This window comes from Peribacillus sp. FSL R5-0717, from assembly GCF_038002945.1.
Lineage (GTDB): Bacteria > Bacillota > Bacilli > Bacillales > DSM-1321 > Peribacillus > Peribacillus frigoritolerans.
Genome location: NZ_JBBOOF010000001.1, coordinates 2,057,468 through 2,080,715, shown reverse-complemented (window position 1 = coordinate 2,080,715; position 23,248 = coordinate 2,057,468). Strand labels below are relative to the sequence as shown.

Below are 23,248 nucleotides of genomic sequence, written 5' to 3'. Positions count from 1 at the left end.
TAATATTACGGTAAAATTTGGCGATAATTCGACAAAATCATGATATATTATTCTAGCATTTTACAAAACTAGAAGGGTTGTGAAGTATGTCGTACAAGTTGCATGTTAAGAAGATGCTCGCACCGATTCTTGCTGTGAGTTTGATTACAGCGCCATTTACCGTACCGGGGGAGGCATCCGCCAAAGAGTCTAAAAAGAAACCGGCCACGACTGAACCATTTATCATTTCAGCTCCTACTGTTCATTACTCAAAAGGCACCAAAGCGACTGTAACGGTCACACCGAAAAAGGGGAACAAAGGAAATGAAACCGTTGTCTTTCAATTAATGAATGGGACGAAGGTCATTTCACAATCAGCCGTTGAGGCGGATATTAAATCGGCCCAAAAGTTCTCGGCGTACTTCAACTCGTACAAATCGGGTTATTGGGTTAACGTATCGGTTGTCTCCAATTATAACGGCCATACGAGTGACTTCGGCAAAAGCCTGGCAGCCTCCGTTTCGGATGCACCCTTTGAACTAAGGGTCATGGAAACGACTGATATACACACCAATCTGGTGAGCTATGATTATTATAAGGATGCCGTATCGGACTCCGTCGGCTTTTCCCGCACCGCATCTTTAATCAAACAGGCTCGAAAAGAAGTGAAAAATAGCGTTTTAGTGGATAACGGCGACCTTATTCAAGGGACTCCCCTTGGTACGTACAAAGCGAAAATAGCGCCATTGAAGAAGGGGGAAGTCCATCCTGTTTATAAAGCGATGAACTTGCTTGATTATGATGTGGCCACATTCGGCAATCATGAATTCAATTATGGTTTATCTTATTTGGACGAGGCCATCAACGATGCGAACTTCCCTTACGTCAATGCCAATGTTTATAAAAAGGATAAAGACAATAATCCAAAGAATGATAAAAATAAATATGCTCCTTATAAAATCGTCACGAAGAAAGTGAAGGACATCAATGGAAAGGAAAAAACAGTAAAAATAGGATACATTGGATTTGCCCCTCCGCAAATCATGGATTGGGATAAAGCGAATCTAGACGGGAAGGTCATGACAAAGGAAATCGTCACGACCGCAAAAAAATATGTACCTGAAATGAAGAAAAAAGGCGCGGATGTCATCGTGGCCCTCACACATTCCGGGTTTAATGGCGATACCAAGAATACTGAGGATGTCATCTATTCATTAAGCAAGGTATCCGGCATCGATGCCATCACGTTCTCCCATACGCATAAAGTCTTCCCGGCACAAGATGAGGCTTCTTTAGACAGCCTATTCAAAGATAGCCAAGGAAAGGTCCTTGAAGGCGTGGATAATAAAAAGGGTACCATCAATGGTGTACCAGCCGTTCAAGCAGGATATGGCGGCAGTCATCTCGGGATCATCGATCTTGATATCCAAAATATCAAGGGAAAATGGAAAGTCGTCAATTCCGAGTCATCAACACGGGCAATCAACGACAAAATAACAGGAAAAAAAGCGGCTGAAGATGCAGCTGTCGTAAAAGCCGTGAAGAAGGAACATGAAGGAACGATCAAGTATGTTAACACGCCAATCGGAACGACTACAGCTCCAATTCATAGTTATTTCGCACTTGTGCAAGACGATCCTTCCGTACAGGTCGTGACGAGCGCACAGAAATGGTATGTAGAAAAATACATTCAAAGCAACCGCCCTGAATACAAAGACCTGCCCATACTCTCTGTAGGAGCACCATTCAAAGCGGGGCGCAATGGCGTCGAGGAATTCACGGAAATCAAGGAAGGCGGACTGACCATCCGCAGTGCCGGTGATTTATATTTATACGATAATACCTTGAAGGCAATCAAGATCAAAGGGTCCGTGGTTAAAGAGTGGCTTGAGATGTCTGCCGGGAAATATAATACGATTGATCCTGCCAAGTCTGAGGAACAGGAGCTGCTTAATGGAAAGTTTGCCGTCTATAATTTTGATGTGATTGACGGTGTCACTTACCAAATCGATGTCACCAAGGCTCCGCGCTATGATGAAAAAGGGATAAAAGTGTCGGATTCAAGCAGGATTGCAGATTTGAAATATAATGGTGAAGCAGTGGACCCGAATCAAGATTTCATCGTTGTGACGAATAATTACCGTGCTTCGGGCGGGGGGAACTTCCCGGGAGTCAAGGGCAGCGAATATGTGGTTGACTCTGCGGATGAAAATCGCCAGATCCTGATGGATTACATCACACAAGAGGAGAAGATCAATCCAACCGCTGATAATAACTGGTCGATAGCACCGATTTCAGGCAAGGTGAACGTTACTTTCACCTCATCGCCAAAAGGTGCGGAATATTTAAAGGAAGACAGCCCGATTTCCTATACAGGCAAAAAGGATGATAAAGGCTTTGGCATTTACAAATACAATTTGGGAAAAGAAAACGTTAAGGTGCAACTGCTCGGGATCAATGATCTTCACGGCCAGCTTGATACCACCTCCGATTTCGGCGGCATCAAACAAGGGCGTGCCGATTATTTAGCCGCGCACTTGAAGCAGCGTAAAGCTGAAAACCCTGAAAATACACTTTTACTTTCGGCAGGGGATGCCGTTGGGGCAAGTGCACCCGTTTCTTCTTTAATCCAGGATAAACCCACGCTTCAGTTTTTGAATCATATGAAATTCGATGTCGGAACTGTCGGGAACCATGAGTTCGACAAAGGGGTAGAAACCTTGATGGCTCAGATCAATGGCGGAAAGTCGCCAACATCCGAAGTGGTATTCGATAAATTGAACTTTCCATATGTAGTGGCCAATGTCGTATATAAAGACACGAAAAAACCAATTTTGGACCCTTACGTCATAAAAAAGGTCAGCGGGGTTGATATTGGGTTCATAGGTGTAGTCACGAATGCAACACCTCAAAAAGTAAGTCCGGATGGCATTAAGAATGTGGAATTCATAGAACAGGCACCTGCCGTAAATAAGGCGGTTAGTGAGTTGAAAGGTAAAGGCGTCAAATCGATCGTGATCATCTCACATGACCCAGGCACGGAAAAGGAAGGGGTCATCACAGGCGAAGTGGCTGATCTTGCCAATGCCGTGGATGATGAAGTGGATGTGATCTTAGCCGGAGATAATCATGCAAAGGTCAATAACTATGTCGATAATAAATTGATCGTACAAGCTTACTCTTATGGAACGGCTTTTGAGGATGTGGATTTGGAAATCGATCCAAGCACAAAGGATATTGTCAAAAAGTCAGCTGAGATTGTTACGGTTACACAAGATGGCATCACACCGGATGCCGGGACGACGAAATTCATCAACGACTACCTGGACATGTTCCCCGAGCTGAAAGCTCCGCTTGGGACAACGGACGAGAAAATTTTAAGAACCAATGCCTATACGCAGGAAACGGGCCTTGGAAATTTAATTGCCGATTCAATGAAGGCCGATTTGAACTCCGATTTTGCCTTCATGAATCCAGGCGGAATCCGTGCAGATATTCCAAAGGGGGAAGTCACTTTTTCCGATTTAGCGAAAATCCAGCCGTTCGGAAACGTATTGGTTAAGCTGGAACTGACTGGAGCGGAAGTGAAAACGCTGCTTCAACAGCAATGGATCGTGGAAGGATCTCCGAAAACTTTGCAAATTTCTGGACTGAGCTATACAGCCGACTTCAGTAAACCTGTCACGGAGCGTGTCACCTTATTGAAGAAAGCGGACGGAACACCGATCAAGGATACCGAAACATACACGGTGGCCGTCAATGATTTCATGGCAAGCGGCGGTGATAACTATACCGTCCTGAAAGGAAAAGAGCGTGTATTTGGACATGCAGACCTGGAAGCATTCGTTAACTATGTGAAAGAGACCTTTAAAGGCGGGAAAATCACGGCAGGAATTGAAGGCAGAATTACGAATATCAATAATTAGTTGAGGTTTACTCGTGAAAATTGAGCAATTACTCGTGAGTTTTCAACGTTTACTCGTGAAAATTGAGCAATTACTCGTGAGTTTTCAACGTTTACTCGTGAAACTCTAAAGGGAGCGCTCCTTAATATAAGGGGCGCTCTTTTTTGTGATTAATAGTTTCTGAAAATGGAAAAGTTCAATCTAAATAGCAAGGTGATAGGGAATCATTGCTAAACCTGATGTACGGTCTATTTTATAAAACTCGAATGCCGTCAATGTTATCAAGGTCAGCAGTCCCATAATCGTATAAAGGCTGGTCCAAGCAACGGGGAAAGTCCAGGAAGGAGGAGCAAAAGCAGGTTTCTTGAGTTTGTCATAAATTTCTTTTGAATTCCTTGTGGCGAATATCCCCACAAATGAACCTCGACGACAGGTACCAATACACACTTAGCCAATTTTCCGTAGTTCATAATGCAATCCTCTTCTTTCTTCATTTCTTATATCATTACTTTCGCACCTGAAAATAAAACATCCCCTTTAATCAAGAAGTGTAACTTTCTTCCAAACTTTACGTCGGTACTATTAAGATAAGGGGGGAATACCGATGAACCGTAAAACAATGATGCTAATGTTCAGTTTGTTCCTTTTACTTGCTGGATGCAGCAGTAACGAAAAAGATGATTCAGCATCGGAATCACAGGATGGAAAGGCGGAAAGTAAAATGGACGCTTCCATTTCCGGGAATAAGGTGAAGGAAGAAGCAGCGGAAAAGGAAGGGATGACGGATGAAAGAAGGGTCATCCATCAGGCCCAGCTTGAGTTGAAGGTGAAGAACCTTGAAAAGGCACAAATGAAGATTGAGAATAAGGCGGCTGGATATGGCGGATATGTTGTTGAGTCCAATGTATACAGGGAAGATGAAGAACTGGTGGAAGGAACGATCACTGTTCGGGTCCCTGAAGCCCATTTTCAGGATTTTCTAACCGATAGCGAGGGCGAGGCTTCAGAAGTGGTCGGAAGGAATGTGACAGGACAGGATGTAACGGAGCAATATGTGGATTTAAAAGCAAGGTTGAAGTCAAAGAGGGCAGTGGAGGAAAGGTTACTTGCATTCATGAAGGATGCTGAGAAGACGGAAGATTTGCTGAAAATATCATCCGATCTTGCCGTGGTGCAAGAAGAAATAGAGCAGCTGACCGGGCAAATGAAGTATCTTGAAAACCAGACCTCATATTCGACGGTCACCATCACGTTATTACAGGACAGGATAGTTGTGCCGGGCATTGATAATAAGGAATTGAATACGTGGGAGAGGACAAAGAAACAACTTGCAACGAGTGCGAATCTATTACTTAAAGCGGGTTCAGGAATCATTGTTTTTATAATCGGAAACTTGCCGATACTTATTATTTTAGGCGGAGCTGGTGCGGTGGTCCATTGGGTGATCAAAAGAAGGGGTAAAAGGTGAAGGCAAGAAATAAAGGGTGCCAATTAGATTGGGCACCCTTTGGCATTTATCTTTTCCGTTTATGCAAGCCGGTCACATAATACAGGACTACCAACAGTAAGATCCAAATCGGACCAACGATTAGAGCGATTCTTGTATCTGCTGAAAAACCGAGTACGATCATTACGAATACTAAAAAGGCTAAAGTGAAATAAGAAGTCAATGGGAAAAGAGGCATCTTGTAAGATAAGCCTTGTTTTTCTCCCTGACTCATTTTTCGTCTAGACATAATCTGTGTGACAAGTATCGTTCCCCATGTCCAGAGGGCGCCGAATGTAGCGACACTTGTGACGTATGTGAAAACTTTATCGGCTTCCATGTAGTTAAGGTAAACGCCGAAAAGAAGTACGATAGCCGAAACGATAATGGCAACGCCAGGAACGCCTGACTTTGTTGTACGTTCGAAACTTTTTGGTGATTCACCTTGCTGTGCCAGGTTGAATAACATTCTTCCTGTACTGAAGATCCCGCTGTTACAAGATGAAAGGGCTGCTGTCAGTACGACAAACTGAATGATTCCTGCTGCGCCTGGTATACCGATTTTATCAAACATCATAACGAATGGGCTGTTTTCTCCATTCATTTCATCCCATGGAGTGATTGATAAAATGACCGTCAGAGCTAAAACGTAAAAAAGTAAAATCCGATAAAAAACGGTATCGATGGCTCTTTTTAAAGATTTTTCAGGGTTTTTAACTTCACCTGCGGTTACACCGAGCATTTCAATTCCCAAATAGGCGAACATGACCATTTGGAACGAGAGGATGACTCCAGAAATCCCATTAGGGAAAAATCCGCCATTTTCAACAAGGTTGCCGAAACCGACCGCGATTCCGCCGTTCCCTAAACCAAAGATGATCATTCCGAAGCCAAGGACAATCATCAGGATGATCGTTACGATTTTAATAAGGGCGAACCAAAACTCCAATTCACCGTAAGCTTTTACAGCAAGAAAGTTAATCGTTGTCATGATGGCAAGTGCGGCTAACGCCCAAGCCCATTGCGGAGTATTAGGGAACCAAAATTGCATGTAAATTCCGACTGCCGTAATTTCAGCCATACAGGTGGCGATCCAAACGAACCAGTAATTCCATCCGGTAATATATCCGGCAAGAGGACCGACAAATTCGCTTGCATAGCGGCTGAAGGAGCCTGCGACTGGATTTTTTATTGCCATTTCACCTAGTGCACGCATGATAAGATAGATCATAAGTCCGCCAATGGCATAAGAAATGATGATTGCTGGACCGGCTAATTTAATCGCAGATGCCGAGCCGAGAAATAAACCGACTCCAATGGCTGCGCCAAGAGACATTAATGCGATATGTCTTTCTTCCAAACCTCTATGTAGTTGAGATTCTTTGGAGTTTTGCATAATTTTCCCCTTTTCTATGTTGGAGTTTAATTTTCTCTATCTAGCATTTTATCACTAGTAGAGGAGAATACATATTATTTATTGATTTTTCACATAATATTACAACTAAATAATATATTTTAATAGGATGAATGTAAAGCAAAAAATGAAAACGCTTACCATAGGAGTGATCCCATGTTTTTTCTCGTATAATAATTTTTCGAAACTATTTATAATGCTATACAAACAAAATATAATTATGTGATTTTTCAAAAAATTTAGACATGTAAAAGTGGAAAAGCTGTCCCAAAGATAAGGAACAGCTTGGTTTAGTTTCATCATTGCCAGCTGTTGCTAGTGATGGAGTAATGAAAAGAGAGGGAATAAAGAAAGCGAGCGCGAGTAAAATGGACTGGGCAAATATTGATTCATGTTTTGTGAACATGTGATTCCTCCATAATTCTATACATACCCATTTCCAGAGAAATCGGCATGTATATGTAAAGTTATGGATATTAGCCGCTTTTTCCTTCTGGATTGTCAAAAATGAGAGAAAACAGCTAGGGATGCTTAGCGGAATTTAGTGAAATAGCCCGGGAAATATCGAAGGCTGTCATGGAAATGACACGAAAAACCGTCAGCATGCTACTGACGGTTTTTTTTACTCTGTTTTATAAGAAGACTTTGAATGAAACTCAATAACAATGATCCGATTAAAGCCCCCCAAAAAGAATCTATTACAAAGCCACTGACAATATAGGAAGTGATTTGGAATGTGAAGGCATTGATAATGAAAGAAAACAACCCGAACGTCAGGATGGTGATCGGCAATGTGATAAGTTGGAGGATAGGTCTAACCAGCAAGTTCATGATCGATAATATAAAAACCGCCAGCAAGGCAGTTCCGTAAGATTTGATCGTGATGGAGTCGAGAAGCCAGTCAATAACGAGCAATACCAGCCCGTTGATAAGAAAACGCATGATTATGTTCATGAAAAACTCCTCCTGAAGACACTTTCTACAAGTCATTATACTAAAATTTAATGAATTTCAGTTATATGTTTGCAGAATTGTCACAAAAAAAAGAGGATACGATATGCATTCCCAGAATGGAATAGACGCTTTTTAAAATGTCCGTCGATTTCAGAAATCCGCTCGCTTTCCGCCGACCGCCCGCGGAAAGCGAGTTGCCTGTAGCGGAAATCAACGTTTCTTTTTACAACCCCTCAAAAAGGACGTTTCAGCTAGTTTTCTTCAATCCGTTGCGGATTTTATAAAACAGTAAAAAACCATGAAGCATAACTTGGTTTTTTGTAAAATTAGGGTTGGTGATAAGGCCATTCCGAACCCCATTTGTCTACAAAATGGGATTCATTAGGTTCTCTTTAGTTGTTGGCAATGATCTTTTCGAATTCACTTAATTCCAAAGTGTTTTTTAATTTGGGATTGGTGTTTAAGGAAAGAAGGGCACTTTCAATAAGAAATGTTCGCGGTTCAACGTTTTGTAATAATTCCTCTTGGATAAAGTGAATCAATTTTAAGTTTTTAACCCGTTCCGCTTCATCATCTTGGCAAAGCCTCAAGATCATCTTTTTTAGGTCATTTGCAGAGTGCAGGAGTGCTGTATGAAAATCCTGCTGGTTATGGAAGCACTCAGGCAGCCATTGCTTGATGAGATCGGGTTCCAAAAGCTGTGCATTTGACTTGCTGACATCTTCGAAAATCGATTTAATCCTATCGACACAATAACGGATAATTTCAGTAGGGTTGAACTCGGGCTCTTTAGCCAAGGCATTAAAATGAATCGTTTGATGCATCATTCCCGAGTAAAGAATGGCACAGTCCAAAATATAAGGTTTTTTATCAGCACCGAAAATATCCAGAAACCGTTTTGATAACCAATGGATATGCTGGAATTTAGCATGTGTTATGAAGTTCTTAAGTTCGTTATCATTTGAAATCATTACTTCTTCATATAAGAAAAAGATTTTGTTGTTTTTGTTTGAGTGCATTTGTAATTCTGATTGTTTGATGAATATTTCAATATCTGCAAGGTTTTGCCCAATCAGCAATTCATTCCGCTCTTTTTCGAATTTTTCTTGCGAAGTTAGGAAGACTGCCTTAAGCAATTCGCTTTTAGAAGAAAAATAGTTGTAAAATGTTCCTTTTGAAATGCCGCTATAATCTAAAATATCCTGAATGGAAGTTGCTTGGTAACCCTTTTCAATAAATAATTGGTGCGCATATTTAACTACCATTTGTTTGCGCTCATTCATATATATCACCCTTACTCTTATTGGACGGTCATTTTAACGTAATAGTATCTTATTTTCTATATGAACACAAACCAGTATGTTTACAAATTCCCTAGCAAAATAAGAGGGATGGCCTTTTGTTTCAGCTGATTCAGGAAGGGCTCTGTTGAAAGATAGGATTCACAAAACAATGAAAAATTCAGTTTCTATGCATCCTGCTATTCGTCATTCTGTAAATAAAGTCTGACGAAGTGAACAAAGTCACAGGAGAACAATTCGGTTTGTTATAAGATGAATAGAAGGAAAGAGGTAAAGTAGTTCAAAGTATCTATGATTATTCGTTAACCATTCTCGATTGCTATCCCATTGGTAGGGTAAATGATAAAATCACTCGTCATGAAGGAAAATCGCCTATAAGGGTCGTATACCATTATTAGGAATGGAATTATGTGAATAGGCTGTTCCTTCACCATTTATACCTTTTGTACTATCCATATTATGGAGGTGTTTGGAGTTATATCATCAACGAATGAATAATGAATTGATTATTATATTAAAATTATTATAAATAAGTATTGATTTTTTTCTGAGAAGCTTTATCATTATATACATAAATAATAATGAAAAGGTGGTTCAATTATGTCGAATAAGAAAAACCTTACTACAAGCTGGGGAGCACCAGTTGGAGACAATCAAAACTCTATCACTGCCGGCGAACGCGGCCCTGTGCTCATTCAAGATGTACACTTATTGGAAAAGCTAGCCCACTTCAACCGTGAACGTGTCCCTGAACGTGTGGTTCATGCGAAGGGTGCCGGTGCATACGGCACTTTCGAAGTAACGAACGACCTTTCTCAGTACACGAAAGCTAAACTTTTCAATGGTGTGGGCAAGAAGACAGATCTTTTTATCCGTTTCTCCACAGTTGCAGGTGAATTGGGTTCTGCAGATACAGTCCGTGATCCGCGTGGATTTGCCGTTAAATTCTACACCGAAGAAGGAAACTACGATATTGTCGGAAATAATACGCCAGTATTCTTTATTCGCGATGCGATTAAATTCCCCGACTTCATTCATACACAAAAGAGAGATCCTAAAACACATTTGAAAAATCCTACGGCTGTTTGGGATTTCTGGTCACATTCACCGGAATCTCTGCACCAAGTGACGATCCTGATGTCCGATCGGGGCATTCCTGCTACACTTCGCCATACACATGGTTTCGGTAGCCACACATTTAAATGGGTGAATGCAGAAGGAAAAGGCGTTTGGGTGAAATACCACTTCAAAACAGAACAGGGCATCAAAAACCTAGATGTGGATCTTGCTGCAAAACTAGCAGGGGAAAACCCTGATTACCATACGGAAGATCTTTTCAATGCCATTGAAAAAGGGGACTTCCCTGCCTGGAAATTATATGTTCAAATCATGCCTCTGGAAGATGCGGATACATACCGTTTCGATCCATTCGATGTGACGAAGGTATGGTCTCAAAAGGATTATCCGCTGATTGAGCTTGGCCGTATGGAATTGAACAGAAATCCTGAAAACTACTTTGCTGAAGTAGAGCAAGCCACATTCTCACCGGGAACATTCGTACCGGGAATTGAGGCTTCCCCGGACAAGATGCTTCAAGGGCGTCTATTTGCATACGGAGATGCACACCGGTACCGTGTGGGCTCGAACCATAACCAGCTTCCGGTTAACCGTCCGAAAGTAGAAGCGAACAACTATCAGCGTGATGGCTTCATGCGTGCAGATGACAATGGCAAGGGCTCTGTTTATTATGAGCCGAATAGTTTTGGCGGCCCTGCCGAATCAACGGAAAATAAAGTCACTCCTTTTGAGGTGACCGGGAAAGCTGCACAAGTTGGTCATAATAGTGATGATCACTACACTCAAGCAGGTGACTTATACCGTCTATTGAGTGCCGAAGAGAAAACGCGCCTTGTTGACACGATCGTGGGCGCAATGAAACCTGTGGAATTAGAGGAAATCAAGCTTCGTCAAATCGGTCATTTTTATAAAGCCGATCCGGAATACGGTACGCGCATAGCCGAAGGTTTAGGTTTATCAGTACCGCAGGAAGTGTAATATATGGTACTCCCAATCTAGTAAATGCAGAAAGGCATCCATTCATGAATGGATGCCTTTTTTGTTTACGCAGGGCGCCGTTTTTAAATGACATCCGACAAGTTCGTTAAGAATATATAGTTATAAATGTCTTCAGGGGAATTTTTGCAGTCAGATTAATTGGGGGCCAGTTAAGATCAACAGTAAAGGGTGGTATTAATGACCAGTAAAAAGGTTCGGGTGTTAGTGGGCAGTCCAATTTACCAAAAACCACATATTTTACAAAAGTTCCTGCTTTCACTCAAACGGTTGGATGCGGAGGGGAAGGAACTTGCCTATTTCTTCATTGACGACAATGAAGATGAGCGATCAAGCAAGATGCTCGAAGATTTCAGTCAGGAGCAGAACAATGTCAAATTACTGGCTTCCAATCAAAGCGATGTTTATGTGTGTAATGGCACTACCCATTACTGGAATGAAAATTTGGTATGGAAGGTCGCGGATTTCAAAAATATGATAATCGAACATGCGATTAAAGAACAATATGATTATTTATTTCTAATCGATTCAGACCTCCTGCTATATCCTCAGACCATCAACCAGCTTATTTCTGCAAATAAGGACATCACCTCTAATATCTTCTGGACAAAATGGCAGCCTGATGCCGAAGAGCGGCCTCAAGTATGGTTATATGATGAATATACCCAATGGGAGATATCACGCGGTCAGGCGTTGACGGACTCGGAGATCAACACACGTTATCAATCGTTCATCCGACAGATGCGAACACCTGGTGTTCATAAAGTTGGGGGACTGGGTGCCTGTACACTCATCAGCCAAAAAGCTTTGAAAGCTGGGGTGAATTTTAATAGAATCGAGAATCTGTCATTTTGGGGTGAAGACCGGCATTTTTGCATCCGTGCAGCAGCTTTAGGGATTTCGATGTATGTTGATACCCACTTACCCGCTTATCATATATACAGGGATTCGGATTTGGAAGGTGCGATGGAATTCCTTGATCGAACGGATATGGGGGAAGGTTCAAAGGTAGCATCACATCCTAAATTAACGCTGAGCATGGTCATGAAAAATGAAAGCGAGCGCTATCTAAGGAAGGTTTTAGAGGAAATTCGTGATTATATTGATGAAGCCGTGATTATTGATGACGGCAGCACGGACAATTCCGCAGAGGTTTGTTTAGAGGTATTGAAAGGGATACCGGTGCGTATCGTCAGGAATGACATCTCCAAGTTCTCCAATGAAATTGAACTTCGTAAAATGCAATGGACAGAGACAGTGAAGTCAAATCCCGACTGGATTTTAAATCTTGACGCCGATGAAGTGTTTGAAAATAGGTTCAAAGAGGAAGTCAGGCAGCTGATAAGCGATCAAGAAGTGGATGTATATTGCTTCCGGTTATATGACTTTTGGAATAAAACCCATTACAGGGAGGATGAACACTGGTGCGCTCACCAGTATTACCGGCCGTTCCTGGTCAGATATCGGGAGGGGTTTGAATGCAAATGGAACGATAGGCCGCAGCATTGCGGTAGATTTGCCGAAAATGTCTTTGAATTGCCTCACAAGTTATCCGACATACGATTGAAGCATCTGGGCTGGGTCAAAAAAGAAGATCGGATGGCGAAATTCAAAAGATATCGGGAATTAGACCCTGATGGTACGTATGGAAGTACTGAGCAATACCAAAGCATTCTGGATTAAAATACCAATTTGATTCGTTTTGAGGAGTGACCTTTGCTTTGGCAATAATTGAATCGAATCTGCATACATTTGGTTAAGAGGAGGTGCAGTATGGACGTTTTTGTGCGGCAAAATGATTCCTTGTGGTATTATAGCCAATTATTCAAGGTGAATTACCAACTTATCATTGATTCCAATAGTGGGATTGATCCACTTGCACTTATGATTGGCCAACAAATCAAAATACCTGGCTTTACGACGACCGGCTATACCATAAAGCAAGGTGATTCGTTATGGGCAATTGCCAGGTCACGCAATCTTTCATTGGATGCCCTATTTTTAGTTAATCCCAAACTCAACCCGAATGCCTTGCAGGTCGGTCAGACAATTTCTGTGCCATTAAGGGTTACGTGGAGGCTCATTCAAGGTAATCGGGAATATGCTTATGAGACGATGATGACCGATGTTAGACGTTTGAAAACAATCTATCCATTTATAAAAACCTCCCCCATCGGGGACTCCGTGCTTGAAAGGGAAATCCCCGAAGTTCTGATTGGAAATGGCAACAATCGAGTTCACTATAATGGTTCCTTTCATGCGAATGAGTGGATAACGACGCCTGTGATCATGACCTTTTTAAATGATTATTTACTTGCAATCACGAATCAGGCTGACATCCGCGGTCTAGATATGTTTCCCTTTTATCAACAGACGATGCTGTCGATCGTCCCAATGGTGAATCCGGACGGAGTGGAGTTGGTTTTGAAAGGACCGCCTGCAGATGAGTCTTTGAGAGGACGGCTCATCGAATGGAATAATGGCAGCGAAGACTTCTCTGGCTGGAAAGCCAATATTAATGGTGTGGATCTGAATGATCAATTTCCCGCCAAATGGGAACTGGAGCAAGCTCGCAATAATGTAACGGAGCCGGGTCCGGCAAATTATCCAGGGGAAGGGCCGCTTACACAGCCAGAGGCTATTGCTATGTCAGAGTTGACAAAAAAACGTGATTTTGGCAAAGTCCTTGCTTTCCACACCCAAGGAGAGGTCATTTATTGGGGGTTTGAAGGTTTGGAACCACCCGAGTCGGAAACGATAGTCAATGAGTTTGCGAGGGTCAGTGGATATGAGCCTGTCAAATCCGCCGGTAGTTACGCAGGGTATAAGGATTGGTACATTCAGGATTGGCGCAGGCCCGGGTTTACCGTGGAGCTGGGCAAAGGTACGAATCCCCTTCCCATATCACAGTTCGATGAGATTTATCAGAAGTCGCTTGGGATTTTCTTGGCAGGGTTATATATGTGAAATTTGACCAAATGAAAAAGCTCAACTCCTTTTCCATGGGGTAGAGCTTCTTAGTCTTATAAACTATTAGACTTGAAACGATGAGGGCTGCTGCAAAAAATAAGTAAAGTTATGCTTTACTTATCGATTGCATGAATAAATTGCTTTTTAGCTTGAAATGAACGGACATTTTCCATGCCTCGGTTATATTACAGCCCCTACCAAAAGGAAATCTAATAGTTTTACGGTAAAGAAGTTAACCTTCCTTAGCGCTAGTATTGGCCCCACCTACGCCAGATACTTTGACGGCCACGCATGCCATCCAACCTAATTTCATTATAATAGAAAGCGCTTACATTTTCAAAAATAATCGTATTGCAAATTTCGACATTCGTATAATTGTCCCTTACCAGTAGGTGGAGAATGGGCATATTACTGATAAGGGCCCTAAAAGATTCAGGTTAATCTGCAATGAATTCCTGTCGCTTTTGCCTTAGGCCACCATTGCCGAATTTAATGAACTTTGTCTTTCCGGCTTCCTGTTCCGAGGTAGAAGCGAAATCCAAAAAGGCTAAAAGGTTGATCCGGCGGTGAAGAATATGGACAATGCCGTATTCATAGAACCAATGATCGATCGTGTTGTAAACCCCTTTATTCAGTCGATATTTCTGCTGGCACCAGTGGAAAAATAGTCTGTCAGGAAGATTAAGGTACTCCATATCTTCTAAGCCCCCATTTTTCTTCTCATTCATGACAGGGGAAATGGTCCTTAGCAATTCCTTTTGCATAGTAAACTCCTCCCTCATTGATAAAAACAAAAAAACCCCCTATTCCTGTTGAATAGAGAGCCTCCAGTAGACTAGTCAGCTTATATATATTCCTTATATAAAAGCAGTATAAAGTGTATTAATCCTATTTCTTAAGTTGGTATTTGATAACGGGAAATAAATATATTCATTTCCTGTTTTCAGTGTGATTTTAAATGAAAATACGAATAAATATTTATGTTTATTCGTTTATAGTTCGTATATAATGTTTTTGAGGAATTAAGGAGGAGAGACTGAATGTATAAATCGAAAAAGATTTTATTATTGGGCTCAGGTGAATTGGGGAAAGAGGTCATACTTGAAGCTCAGCGACTTGGTGTTGAGACCGTTGCTGTAGACCGCTATGAGCATGCCCCTGCCATGCAAGTCGCTCATCGCAGTTATGTGATCGATATGCTGGATGCGGAACAACTAAGGGGAGTTGTAGAGAAAGAACAACCCGATTTGATTGTACCGGAAATAGAAGCCATCGCCACATCCGAATTAGTCAAGTTGGAAGAAGAAGGCTTTCAAGTCATTCCGACAGCAAGAGCCGCTAAATTGACGATGGATCGTGAAGGGATCAGGAGGCTGGCTTCTGAAACTCTGGAGATTCCGACAGCAGCCTACAAATTCGCAAACACTTATGAAGAATTTGTCCAAGCTGCCAAGGAAGTTGGGTTTCCCAATGTCGTCAAACCGCTGATGAGTTCTTCAGGTAAAGGGCAAAGTGTGTGCCGCACGGAAGGTGACCTGGAGGATTGCTGGAAAATCGCGATGGAAGGCGGCCGGGTTCAAAATGGACGGGTGATCATTGAAGAATTTATCCGTTTTGATTCGGAAATCACGCTGCTTACTATCCGGGCCGTAAATGGTACCATGTTTTGTGCTCCAATCGGTCACATTCAGCAGGGCGGGGATTATATTGAATCCTGGCAGCCGCATAATATGACAGAAGCACAAATAATGGAAGCGAAAAGAATTGCCCATGCCATTACGGATGAACTTGGCGGGTACGGATTATTCGGGGTAGAGCTGTTCCTCTCAGGGGATAAAGTTTATTTCAGTGAAGTTTCCCCACGTCCGCACGATACGGGGCTAGTGACATTGGTGACTCAGAATTTGTCCGAGTTTGCCCTTCATATTCGGGCGATTCTAGGATTCCCCATCCCGGAAATCAAGCTGGTCAGTCCAGGTGCCAGCCGTCCATTAAAAGCGCAAGATGAGTTATCGGAATATTCAATAGTCGGTGTTGAACAGGCTTTGGCTTTACCTAATACACAAGTGCGTCTTTTCGGAAAACCTGTTACAAAGGCAGGTAGAAGGGTTGCGGTCGCCCTGTCGTCTGCCGATTCCATCGAGGTGGCGAGAGTGAATGCGGCCCGCGCTTTGGAATGTTTAGTTGTAGAGAAAGAATAGTGAAAAAAGCGCTCTTTGAATGGAGCGCTTCAGCTTGTCGACAAGAGGGAGCAGATCTCTTAAATCAAATGGAACATGATCTTCACTCCAGGTACTCGCTTTCCGCGGGCGGTCCGGAAGCCTCCTCGGCGCCATTTGCGCCTGTGGGGTCTCCCTTGGACACGTTTTCCCCATAGGAGTCTCGTACCTTCCATTCCAATCAACTGGAATGGTTTTTAAAGTAAAACGTAGGCTGGTCTCATCCCGAACGGTTTAAGAATAGTTTGTACTTCATGATTTGCCTGCCGAATAACTGGCTAGCCGAGACTCAGCTAGATGCTTGCGACAGGAGGTTTGACAGTCAGTCGGCGAAAAAAAGCAGATTTTCAAAAAAATGTAACGTTTCTCAAAGATGACTTTGTCTGCTGTCTTACTCTAAAGCATCCTTATTCGGATGCTTTATTTCTTTTCTCCATTAATAGTACTTTAAACTCCTGACAATCACCCAGCTTGAAGACGTTGAATGAAAAAAACTTTGTTCAAGTTCACTTACCCACACTGGTATTAACCAAATCTTTTTCATTGTAATATGCCCCCTTTTCTGATGATTTCCCTGAATAACCAATTCCACATGCTGTCTTTACTTTGTCTTAACAATTATCCTGTCACTTTTTTACATAGCCTTGACATTGAGTTCATTTTCTTCACCTATAGTTAAATTAAATAGAAAACATTAACGGGAGGTCATTCATTTGAATCGCACTTGGAGTAAAAAGGTTTTACCTATCACGCTCATTTCTGCATTGGCATTTGGAAGTTTATCATGGTCCGGTGCGGATCGTGTTTCGGCAAAGGGGAACCCAAATAAAGAACCGGAAATCAAGAACGTTATTTTCCTTATCGGTGACGGCATGGGTGTTTCCTATACCTCCGCTTACCGGTATTTAAAAGATAATCCTGGTACGAAGGTGGCAGAACGGACAGAGTTTGATAAATACTTGGTTGGCCAGCAGATGACTTACCCAGAAGACTCTGCACAAAATATAACGGATTCAGCTTCAGCCGCTACGGCAATGTCTGCAGGAGTGAAGACTTATAACGCTGCAATTGCAGTGGATAATGATAAATCCGAAGTCAAAACCGTATTGGAAGCAGCAAAGGAAAAAGGAAAAGCGACGGGATTGGTTGCCACTTCGGAAATCACTCATGCTACGCCTGCATCTTTTGGCGCCCATGATGAAAATCGGAAAAACATGAATTCAATCGCAGACGATTATTATAACGAATTAATCAAAGGCAAACATAAAATTGACGTCCTATTGGGCGGAGGGAAGTCCAATTTTGTCCGGCCTGATGTCAATTTGGCGAAAGCCTTCGAAAAAGACGGTTACAGTTATGTGACGGATAAAAATCAAATGCTAAAGGACAAGAATGAGCAGGTTCTTGGTTTATTCGCTTCTGAAGGACTTCCGAAAATGATTGACCGCCCAAGTGAAACGCCTTCTTTGGCAGACATGACAAGTTCGGCGATCCAGCGCTTGAATAAAGATAAAGATGGATTCTTCCTTATGGTCGAGGGAAGCCAGGTCGATTGGGCAGGACATGATAATGATATCGTAGGTGCAATGAGTGAAATGGAAGACTTTGAAAAAGCATACAAAGCGGCCATGGAATTTGCGAAGAAAGACAAACATACCTTAGTGGTGGCTACGGCGGATCACTCTACAGGAGGATTCTCGATCGGGGCAAAAGGAATATATAACTGGTACGGTGAGCCAATCAAGGCAGCAAAACGCACTCCTGACTTCATGGCGGATGCCATCGTCAAAGGCGCTGATGTCGAAAAGACGCTAAAGCAATATATTAACCAAAATGTAGTGAAGTTAACTGACGGTGAAATCAAAACGGTAACTGAAGCTGCCAAATCAAAAAATGTGACGAATGTCGATAATGCCATCGAAGCCATATTCGATAACCGGACCAATACTGCCTGGACTACTGGGGGACATACGGGTGAAGATGTTCCAGTCTACGCATACGGGCCATATAAAGATCGTTTTGCCGGGCAGGTCGATAACACGGATCAAGCCAAAATCATTTTTGAGCTATTAAAGAAATAATGACTTCAGGGAGGGATTCAATGAACAGACTGATGATCGGTGCCCTGTTATTAACGGCATTTGGTGCTCTTAATACCCAACCAGCTTACGAAGAAGAAACGACAGCTAAAGAAAAAACAGAGGAAATTGCACGACCACTGGAAAAAAAGGATGTCTATGTTCCGAACCCGCAGCTTCCTGATGATAGAAACTTGAACCAGATCGGACAGAACGTTTCCGATGCCAAAGGCGAATTAACCTTGAAGGCCTATAAAAAATTGAATGAAACGTTGAATGTTGGCCCGATCGAGGTTAACATCAAAGAAATGAAAGTGATGCATGCCACTCCGGATTACAGCATGATCGATTTCTTCCACGGCTATACGCATGATGAAGATTTCGATATCGTAAAAGTGAACGTGGAAATCAAAAACAATTCGGATAAAAAAATTAAGTTTTCGCCAGTTGCTTTCCTTGAAACGGACAGAGGAGAACATCTGACATGGGAAGATGAGATCTATTTGGAAGAACTTACTGGTGAAATAGAAGGAAACGGTTCAAAAAGCGGAAACATTGGTTTCATCCTAAATGATGGAAACATAAAAGGCATATCCGTCATGTCAAGTGATGCGGTGGATGACGAAGGGAAAGTCCTTGCAAAAGGCAAGTCAGCTGAATTCGCTTTTTAAAGAATATGTATAAATGGCTTGGGAAAATAAAATACTAGAACAAGTGATGGGGATTACTATCACTGAACGGAATATCCAAATCCTAATGATGAGGTGACACAGAATGAGCTATAAAGATCAATTAGATCCACATTCTCAAAAGTTTCACCATAATTGGACAAGACCTAAGCGTTCAAAATCTCAAGTTAATGGCCACACGCAAGAATCACAAACAAACATTATACTAAGAAGCAATGCAAAGGCTCACAGGTGGTAACGGATATTTCCGACAAAGAAGGAGGCTCCCAGCGAGTCTTCTTCTTTATATTTAGAATCATCATAATCCTAGCAAGGCATTCATGGCTTTTCACTCATAATTATGATACCATTTACCTTTGAGATTGAAGTGATGAGCTTGGCGTGAAACTGGAGTCGATTGAAAGTTTCACCTTATACAAATAGAGGACGTGAATTGTAATGATTAAAATTGAAATCCCTGCAGCGGATATAAGCATCAAACAAAGAAAGCAAGTTATAGAAGGAGACGAAGCTGTCATTCCTGAAATTTACGGGTTTATCGATTTTCATTTGATTCCCCGTGATAAAGGCGGAATCATCTTGTTTTACAATGAGAATGATGAACTGATTTTTGTCGGTAAAGCCCGTAAATTAAGACCAAGGGTCAAGAAGCATTTCGAGGATAACGTATCTCCGATTAAAGAGCATCGTAATGAAGTTAAGAAAATTGACATTCTTTTAGTAGAAGACGCTATGGAACGTGAAATCTATGAAACGTACATGATCAATAAGCTTCATGCTAAATACAACGTCGATAAAGTGTTTTATAAATAAGAAACACCTATGAAAAGCTGACTGCATATGCACTCAGCTTTTTTCTGTTTAGGGATATGTACAGAAATAATTTCGTACATTTACAGCAGCTACATGTTAGGTTAACAATGTTGGTTTATATTTAGAGTATTCCAATACATTCTCAGGAGGAAGCTATTGAAGAAAATACTTTGTAAAAAGGTGTTGGTTATCTCGATCGGGACAGTGATTGCCTTTGGGAATTTAACGTGGTCCATGTCACAAGCTTCTAAGCTGGCGAAACAGAGAGAGATTGAAACTTTTGAACAAAAGACAGTAACATCTTCAGGGTGGGAAATGGCGGAATAAGCACAATGGCCAATAACTTTTTTCTCGATTTGCAACAAAGAAAAAGAAAAATGTATTGGATAATGAAACGTTGTTAATGATCAGCTGTTTGTAAATATCGAAGTACATTAATATGATTAAACTGCAATGGAGGTTCCTTACACATGATGTAATGTGTGATTGGGCTTCCATTTAATTTTATTGTTTAATGTCAGCCCCTTTCATTTATCCGTGTGTCGGAGCAAGCGTGATTACATGGGTTCAAGAGAAGTATTCGGAGACAATTTTAAAAAAACTTGCAAATAGTAATGATTACGTTTTATTATTAGAGAGTGTTTTTATATGAAGATTGCTTTGGTGTTTAAATCGTAATGATTTTGATTTACTTGAAGCAAAGAAATTAGGTAAAGGAGTGGTAAGGGTTGGAGATGAAGAAAATTCCGGTTACAGTATTGAGTGGATACCTTGGTGCAGGAAAGACGACGCTTTTGAATCATATTCTTGAGAATAGGGATGATCTAAAGGTTGCCGTCATCGTTAATGATATGAGTGAAATCAATATTGATGCTTCGCTGGTCAAACAGGGAGGGTTTACCCGGACGGATGAAAAACTGGTGGAAATGCAGAATGGCTGCATTTGCTGTACGCTTCGTGAGGATTTGATGATTGAAGTGGAGAGATTGGCGAAACAAGGGGACATTGATTACATCGTGATTGAATCGACGGGGATAAGCGAACCGGTCCCTGTAGCCCAAACCTTCTGTTATGTTGATGAAAGCATGGGAATTGATTTATCGAAATCTTGCCGGCTTGATACGATGGTTACCGTTGTTGATGGGTATAATTTCTGGCAAGACTTCACTTCCGGAGAAACGCTTATTGACAGGATGCAGGCAACTGATGCTGAGGATGCCAGGGAAGTGGTCGATCTATTAATAGATCAGATAGAGTTCGCCAATGTCATCCTGTTAAATAAGGTCGATCTGATGGATGCTGATGCCGTTGCGGAATTGAAGGCGGTTCTTCATAAAATGAATGCCGATGCGAGAATTATCGAAACAAACCATTCCAAGGTGCCGCTAAAGGATGTATTGAATACACATTTATTTGATTTTGAAGAGGCAAGCCAAGGAGCCGGCTGGATAAAGGAATTGAATGAAGAGCATATCCCGGAGACCTTGGAGTATGGGATTTCTTCCTTCGTTTACAGGAGGGGAATACCCTTTCATCCCGAACGGCTGATGGAGTGGTTGGAAAACTGGCCCGTACAAGTGGTGAGGTCGAAGGGATTCCTTTGGCTGGCATCGAGAAATGATGCGGCAGGCTTGCTTTCGCAGGCAGGACCGTCATTGACTTTACAAGCAGCCGGTAAATGGATTGCAGCTTACCCTGAGGAAGAACAGCGCCAAATTTTAAAGGAAGCACCTGAATTATTGGAACGGTGGAATGCAGTATACGGTGACAGGATGACGGAGCTTGTGATGATTGGCATTCAAATGAATCAACAGGAAATCGAAAATGAATTAGATCAATGCTTATTGACGGAAATGGAAATGCAGCAGGATTGGTCTCTTTATGAAGATCGATTGCCTGCATTTACGGAAAACGTTCATTAAAAAACTTAGGAGGAAATAGAAATGAGAGTAAACATTACGTTAGCATGCACAGAATCAGGGGACAGAAATTATATTACGACGAAAAACAAGCGGAATAATCCGGACAGGATCGAATTGAAAAAGTACTGCCCGCGATTGAAGAAACACACGCTTCACCGTGAAACGAAGTAATTTTAAGGTTTAAATCGTAATGATTATGTTTTATCGAGGAGAATGGATGTAAAAGGAGGGAAGTTCATGTTGGAATGGATCATTATTGGCGGAGGCATTCAAGGTATGACGATGGCTGCATTTTTACTTAAGTCAGGAAAAACGACGGTGGACCAGCTGGCGATTGTCGATAGAAATGAAGAACCATTGGCAAGATGGAAGCAGTGTACGGAAGTCATTTCAATGCCATATTTACGTTCTCCATCCGTACACCATCTGGATGTGAATCCCTTCAGCCTGCAGAAATATGTGGAGAAGGCAGAATGGAAAAATAACTTTTACGGCCAATATAAGCGGCCATCCCTAAAATCCTTCAATGAACATTGTGTTCACTTGGCTGATGATTTATCCATTAAGCAGGCATGGGTGCAAGGGGAAGTCATCTCTGCCTGCAAAACGGGACAGGGCTGGGAAATCCAATTGCAAAACAAGCGACGGCTTGAGGGGCAAAAACTTGTGATTTCAATTGGCATTGGCGAACAGCCTTATTGGCCTGAATGGGCACGGCAATTCAAACAAGAGCATGGAGGTCCCGTTTACCACATATTCGATGAAAATATTCCGGAGCTGACACAATTACAAGGACCCATCACGATCATTGGTGGCGGCATATCTTCTGTCCATCTCGCTTTAAAGCTGAGTAAAATCTATCCACATGATGTAACGGTTCTGAAGCGGCATCCTTTTAGAATTCATGATTTCGACAGTGATCCTGGTTGGTTGGGTCCGAAAAAACAGCGACCTTTCCGTGCTATATCCAGCTTTCAAAAAAGACGCGAGACCATTATCCAGGCCCGTAATAAAGGATCGATCCCACCTGACTTACATAATGCGCTGATGAATCAGGTTAAACAGGGATTATTGAGTGTCATGGATGTTGAGGTGAAAAGCGCTGTGTGGAAGGATGGGCATATCAGCCTCAGGGATAAAAACGAAAAGGTCATTCAACAAACAGGGATGATCCTTTTAGCGACGGGCTTTAAGTCAGCAATGTCAGGGAAGGATTGGCTGACGCCAGTCATCCGGTCGCATGATTTACGCTGCGCGGAATGTGGTTATCCAATTGTATCGCAGTCGTTGCAGTGGGGACCTGGTTTATATGTCACGGGTGCATTGGCTGAACTTGAAATGGGACCGATATCCAGGAATATATCGGGAGCAAGACAGGCAGCGGAACGAATCGTGAATAGTTTATAGATTTTTCATACATTCAAGATTTAAAAAAAGGAGAATAT

Annotated in this window: 19 protein-coding genes; 14 read left to right on the top strand and 5 right to left on the bottom strand. The window is 42.0% G+C overall.

What is annotated here, in order from left to right:
- The first annotated feature begins 86 nt into the window (after positions 1-86).
- A complete protein-coding gene (locus NYE65_RS10145) occupies positions 87-3,905 on the top strand; it encodes a bifunctional 2',3'-cyclic-nucleotide 2'-phosphodiesterase/3'-nucleotidase (protein ID WP_340860877.1) in 3,819 nt (1,272 codons plus the stop codon).
- A 180-nt stretch (positions 3,906-4,085) separates the two neighbouring features.
- Here the strand turns inward: NYE65_RS10145 and NYE65_RS10140 are convergent, their stop codons facing one another.
- On the bottom strand, positions 4,086-4,298 hold the full coding sequence (locus NYE65_RS10140) for a TspO/MBR family protein (RefSeq protein WP_340860876.1): 213 nt from the start codon (positions 4,296-4,298) through the stop codon (positions 4,086-4,088).
- A gap of 190 nt (positions 4,299-4,488) precedes the next feature.
- Here NYE65_RS10140 and NYE65_RS10135 point away from each other — a divergent pair, with 190 nt between their 5' ends.
- Complete coding sequence (locus NYE65_RS10135) at positions 4,489-5,352, top strand: DUF4349 domain-containing protein (RefSeq protein WP_340860875.1); 864 nt, start codon at positions 4,489-4,491, stop codon at positions 5,350-5,352.
- Positions 5,353-5,398: 46 nt separating this feature from the next.
- Here NYE65_RS10135 and NYE65_RS10130 read toward each other — a convergent pair whose 3' ends face one another.
- The 3 genes from NYE65_RS10130 to NYE65_RS10120 form a co-directional block, all read right to left on the bottom strand.
- Positions 5,399-6,766, bottom strand: a complete 1,368-nt coding sequence (locus NYE65_RS10130; RefSeq protein WP_340860874.1) for an amino acid permease — start codon at positions 6,764-6,766, stop codon at positions 5,399-5,401.
- Positions 6,767-7,390: 624 nt separating this feature from the next.
- Positions 7,391-7,738 (bottom strand): phage holin family protein, encoded by a 348-nt coding sequence (locus tag NYE65_RS10125; RefSeq protein WP_034310369.1) that lies wholly within the window; start codon positions 7,736-7,738, stop codon positions 7,391-7,393.
- 392 nt (positions 7,739-8,130) lie between these two features.
- On the bottom strand, positions 8,131-9,021 hold the full coding sequence (locus tag NYE65_RS10120; protein ID WP_057278002.1) for a TetR/AcrR family transcriptional regulator: 891 nt from the start codon (positions 9,019-9,021) through the stop codon (positions 8,131-8,133).
- A gap of 618 nt (positions 9,022-9,639) precedes the next feature.
- Here NYE65_RS10120 and katA point away from each other — a divergent pair.
- The 3 genes from katA (at position 9,640) to NYE65_RS10105 (ending at position 14,079) form a co-directional block, all read left to right on the top strand.
- Positions 9,640-11,094, top strand: coding sequence for a catalase KatA (katA, locus tag NYE65_RS10115; protein WP_034310374.1), 1,455 nt, complete (start codon positions 9,640-9,642; stop codon positions 11,092-11,094).
- A gap of 198 nt (positions 11,095-11,292) precedes the next feature.
- Positions 11,293-12,795 (top strand): glycosyltransferase, encoded by a 1,503-nt coding sequence (locus tag NYE65_RS10110; RefSeq protein ID WP_340860873.1) that lies wholly within the window; start codon positions 11,293-11,295, stop codon positions 12,793-12,795.
- A gap of 90 nt (positions 12,796-12,885) precedes the next feature.
- The gene (locus NYE65_RS10105; RefSeq protein WP_340860872.1) at positions 12,886-14,079 is read left to right on the top strand and encodes a M14 family metallopeptidase; all 1,194 of its coding nucleotides are present in this window, start codon (positions 12,886-12,888) and stop codon (positions 14,077-14,079) included.
- A gap of 440 nt (positions 14,080-14,519) precedes the next feature.
- Here the strand turns inward: NYE65_RS10105 and NYE65_RS10100 are convergent, their stop codons facing one another.
- Positions 14,520-14,846, bottom strand: coding sequence for a hypothetical protein (locus tag NYE65_RS10100; RefSeq protein ID WP_340860871.1), 327 nt, complete (start codon positions 14,844-14,846; stop codon positions 14,520-14,522).
- Positions 14,847-15,122: 276 nt separating this feature from the next.
- Here NYE65_RS10100 and purT point away from each other — a divergent pair, with 276 nt between their 5' ends.
- From purT to NYE65_RS10055, 9 genes are all read left to right on the top strand, one after another.
- Complete coding sequence (gene purT, locus NYE65_RS10095) at positions 15,123-16,283, top strand: phosphoribosylglycinamide formyltransferase 2 (RefSeq protein ID WP_340860870.1); 1,161 nt, start codon at positions 15,123-15,125, stop codon at positions 16,281-16,283.
- Between the two features lie 731 nt (positions 16,284-17,014).
- Positions 17,015-18,382 carry an alkaline phosphatase gene (locus NYE65_RS10090; RefSeq protein WP_328177354.1) on the top strand — a complete coding sequence of 456 codons (1,368 nt, stop codon included), beginning with the start codon at positions 17,015-17,017 and terminating at the stop codon, positions 18,380-18,382.
- Between the two features lie 20 nt (positions 18,383-18,402).
- Positions 18,403-19,050, top strand: a complete 648-nt coding sequence (locus NYE65_RS10085; protein WP_328177355.1) for a DUF4352 domain-containing protein — start codon at positions 18,403-18,405, stop codon at positions 19,048-19,050.
- Positions 19,051-19,153: 103 nt separating this feature from the next.
- A complete protein-coding gene (locus NYE65_RS10080) occupies positions 19,154-19,306 on the top strand; it encodes a YpzG family protein (protein WP_072272311.1) in 153 nt (50 codons plus the stop codon).
- Between the two features lie 194 nt (positions 19,307-19,500).
- Positions 19,501-19,881 (top strand): nucleotide excision repair endonuclease, encoded by a 381-nt coding sequence (locus NYE65_RS10075; RefSeq protein ID WP_170946990.1) that lies wholly within the window; start codon positions 19,501-19,503, stop codon positions 19,879-19,881.
- A gap of 156 nt (positions 19,882-20,037) precedes the next feature.
- The gene (locus NYE65_RS10070; protein WP_156500230.1) at positions 20,038-20,208 is read left to right on the top strand and encodes a hypothetical protein; all 171 of its coding nucleotides are present in this window, start codon (positions 20,038-20,040) and stop codon (positions 20,206-20,208) included.
- 407 nt (positions 20,209-20,615) lie between these two features.
- Positions 20,616-21,803 (top strand): GTP-binding protein, encoded by a 1,188-nt coding sequence (locus NYE65_RS10065; RefSeq protein WP_328177382.1) that lies wholly within the window; start codon positions 20,616-20,618, stop codon positions 21,801-21,803.
- 21 nt (positions 21,804-21,824) lie between these two features.
- Complete coding sequence (gene rpmG, locus NYE65_RS10060) at positions 21,825-21,974, top strand: 50S ribosomal protein L33 (RefSeq protein ID WP_034310390.1); 150 nt, start codon at positions 21,825-21,827, stop codon at positions 21,972-21,974.
- Positions 21,975-22,040: 66 nt separating this feature from the next.
- The gene (locus tag NYE65_RS10055; RefSeq protein WP_340860861.1) at positions 22,041-23,210 is read left to right on the top strand and encodes an NAD(P)-binding domain-containing protein; all 1,170 of its coding nucleotides are present in this window, start codon (positions 22,041-22,043) and stop codon (positions 23,208-23,210) included.
- The last annotated feature ends 38 nt before the right edge of the window (positions 23,211-23,248 follow it).

What these genes read in the sequence shown, in the direction of transcription:
- rpmG (WP_034310390.1), top strand. Translation starts at nt 21,825, where the DNA reads ATGAGAGTAAACATTACGTTAGCATGCACAGAATCAGGGGACAGAAAT.
- NYE65_RS10100 (WP_340860871.1), bottom strand. Translation starts at nt 14,846, where the DNA reads ATGCAAAAGGAATTGCTAAGGACCATTTCCCCTGTCATGAATGAGAAG.
- NYE65_RS10145 (WP_340860877.1), top strand. Translation starts at nt 87, where the DNA reads ATGTCGTACAAGTTGCATGTTAAGAAGATGCTCGCACCGATTCTTGCT.
- NYE65_RS10065 (WP_328177382.1), top strand. Translation starts at nt 20,616, where the DNA reads ATGAAGAAAATTCCGGTTACAGTATTGAGTGGATACCTTGGTGCAGGA.
- katA (WP_034310374.1), top strand. Translation starts at nt 9,640, where the DNA reads ATGTCGAATAAGAAAAACCTTACTACAAGCTGGGGAGCACCAGTTGGA.
- NYE65_RS10055 (WP_340860861.1), top strand. Translation starts at nt 22,041, where the DNA reads ATGTTGGAATGGATCATTATTGGCGGAGGCATTCAAGGTATGACGATG.
- NYE65_RS10080 (WP_072272311.1), top strand. Translation starts at nt 19,154, where the DNA reads ATGAGCTATAAAGATCAATTAGATCCACATTCTCAAAAGTTTCACCAT.
- NYE65_RS10085 (WP_328177355.1), top strand. Translation starts at nt 18,403, where the DNA reads ATGAACAGACTGATGATCGGTGCCCTGTTATTAACGGCATTTGGTGCT.
- NYE65_RS10110 (WP_340860873.1), top strand. Translation starts at nt 11,293, where the DNA reads ATGACCAGTAAAAAGGTTCGGGTGTTAGTGGGCAGTCCAATTTACCAA.
- NYE65_RS10105 (WP_340860872.1), top strand. Translation starts at nt 12,886, where the DNA reads ATGGACGTTTTTGTGCGGCAAAATGATTCCTTGTGGTATTATAGCCAA.
- NYE65_RS10130 (WP_340860874.1), bottom strand. Translation starts at nt 6,766, where the DNA reads ATGCAAAACTCCAAAGAATCTCAACTACATAGAGGTTTGGAAGAAAGA.
- NYE65_RS10135 (WP_340860875.1), top strand. Translation starts at nt 4,489, where the DNA reads ATGAACCGTAAAACAATGATGCTAATGTTCAGTTTGTTCCTTTTACTT.
- NYE65_RS10125 (WP_034310369.1), bottom strand. Translation starts at nt 7,738, where the DNA reads ATGAACATAATCATGCGTTTTCTTATCAACGGGCTGGTATTGCTCGTT.
- purT (WP_340860870.1), top strand. Translation starts at nt 15,123, where the DNA reads ATGTATAAATCGAAAAAGATTTTATTATTGGGCTCAGGTGAATTGGGG.
- NYE65_RS10120 (WP_057278002.1), bottom strand. Translation starts at nt 9,021, where the DNA reads ATGAATGAGCGCAAACAAATGGTAGTTAAATATGCGCACCAATTATTT.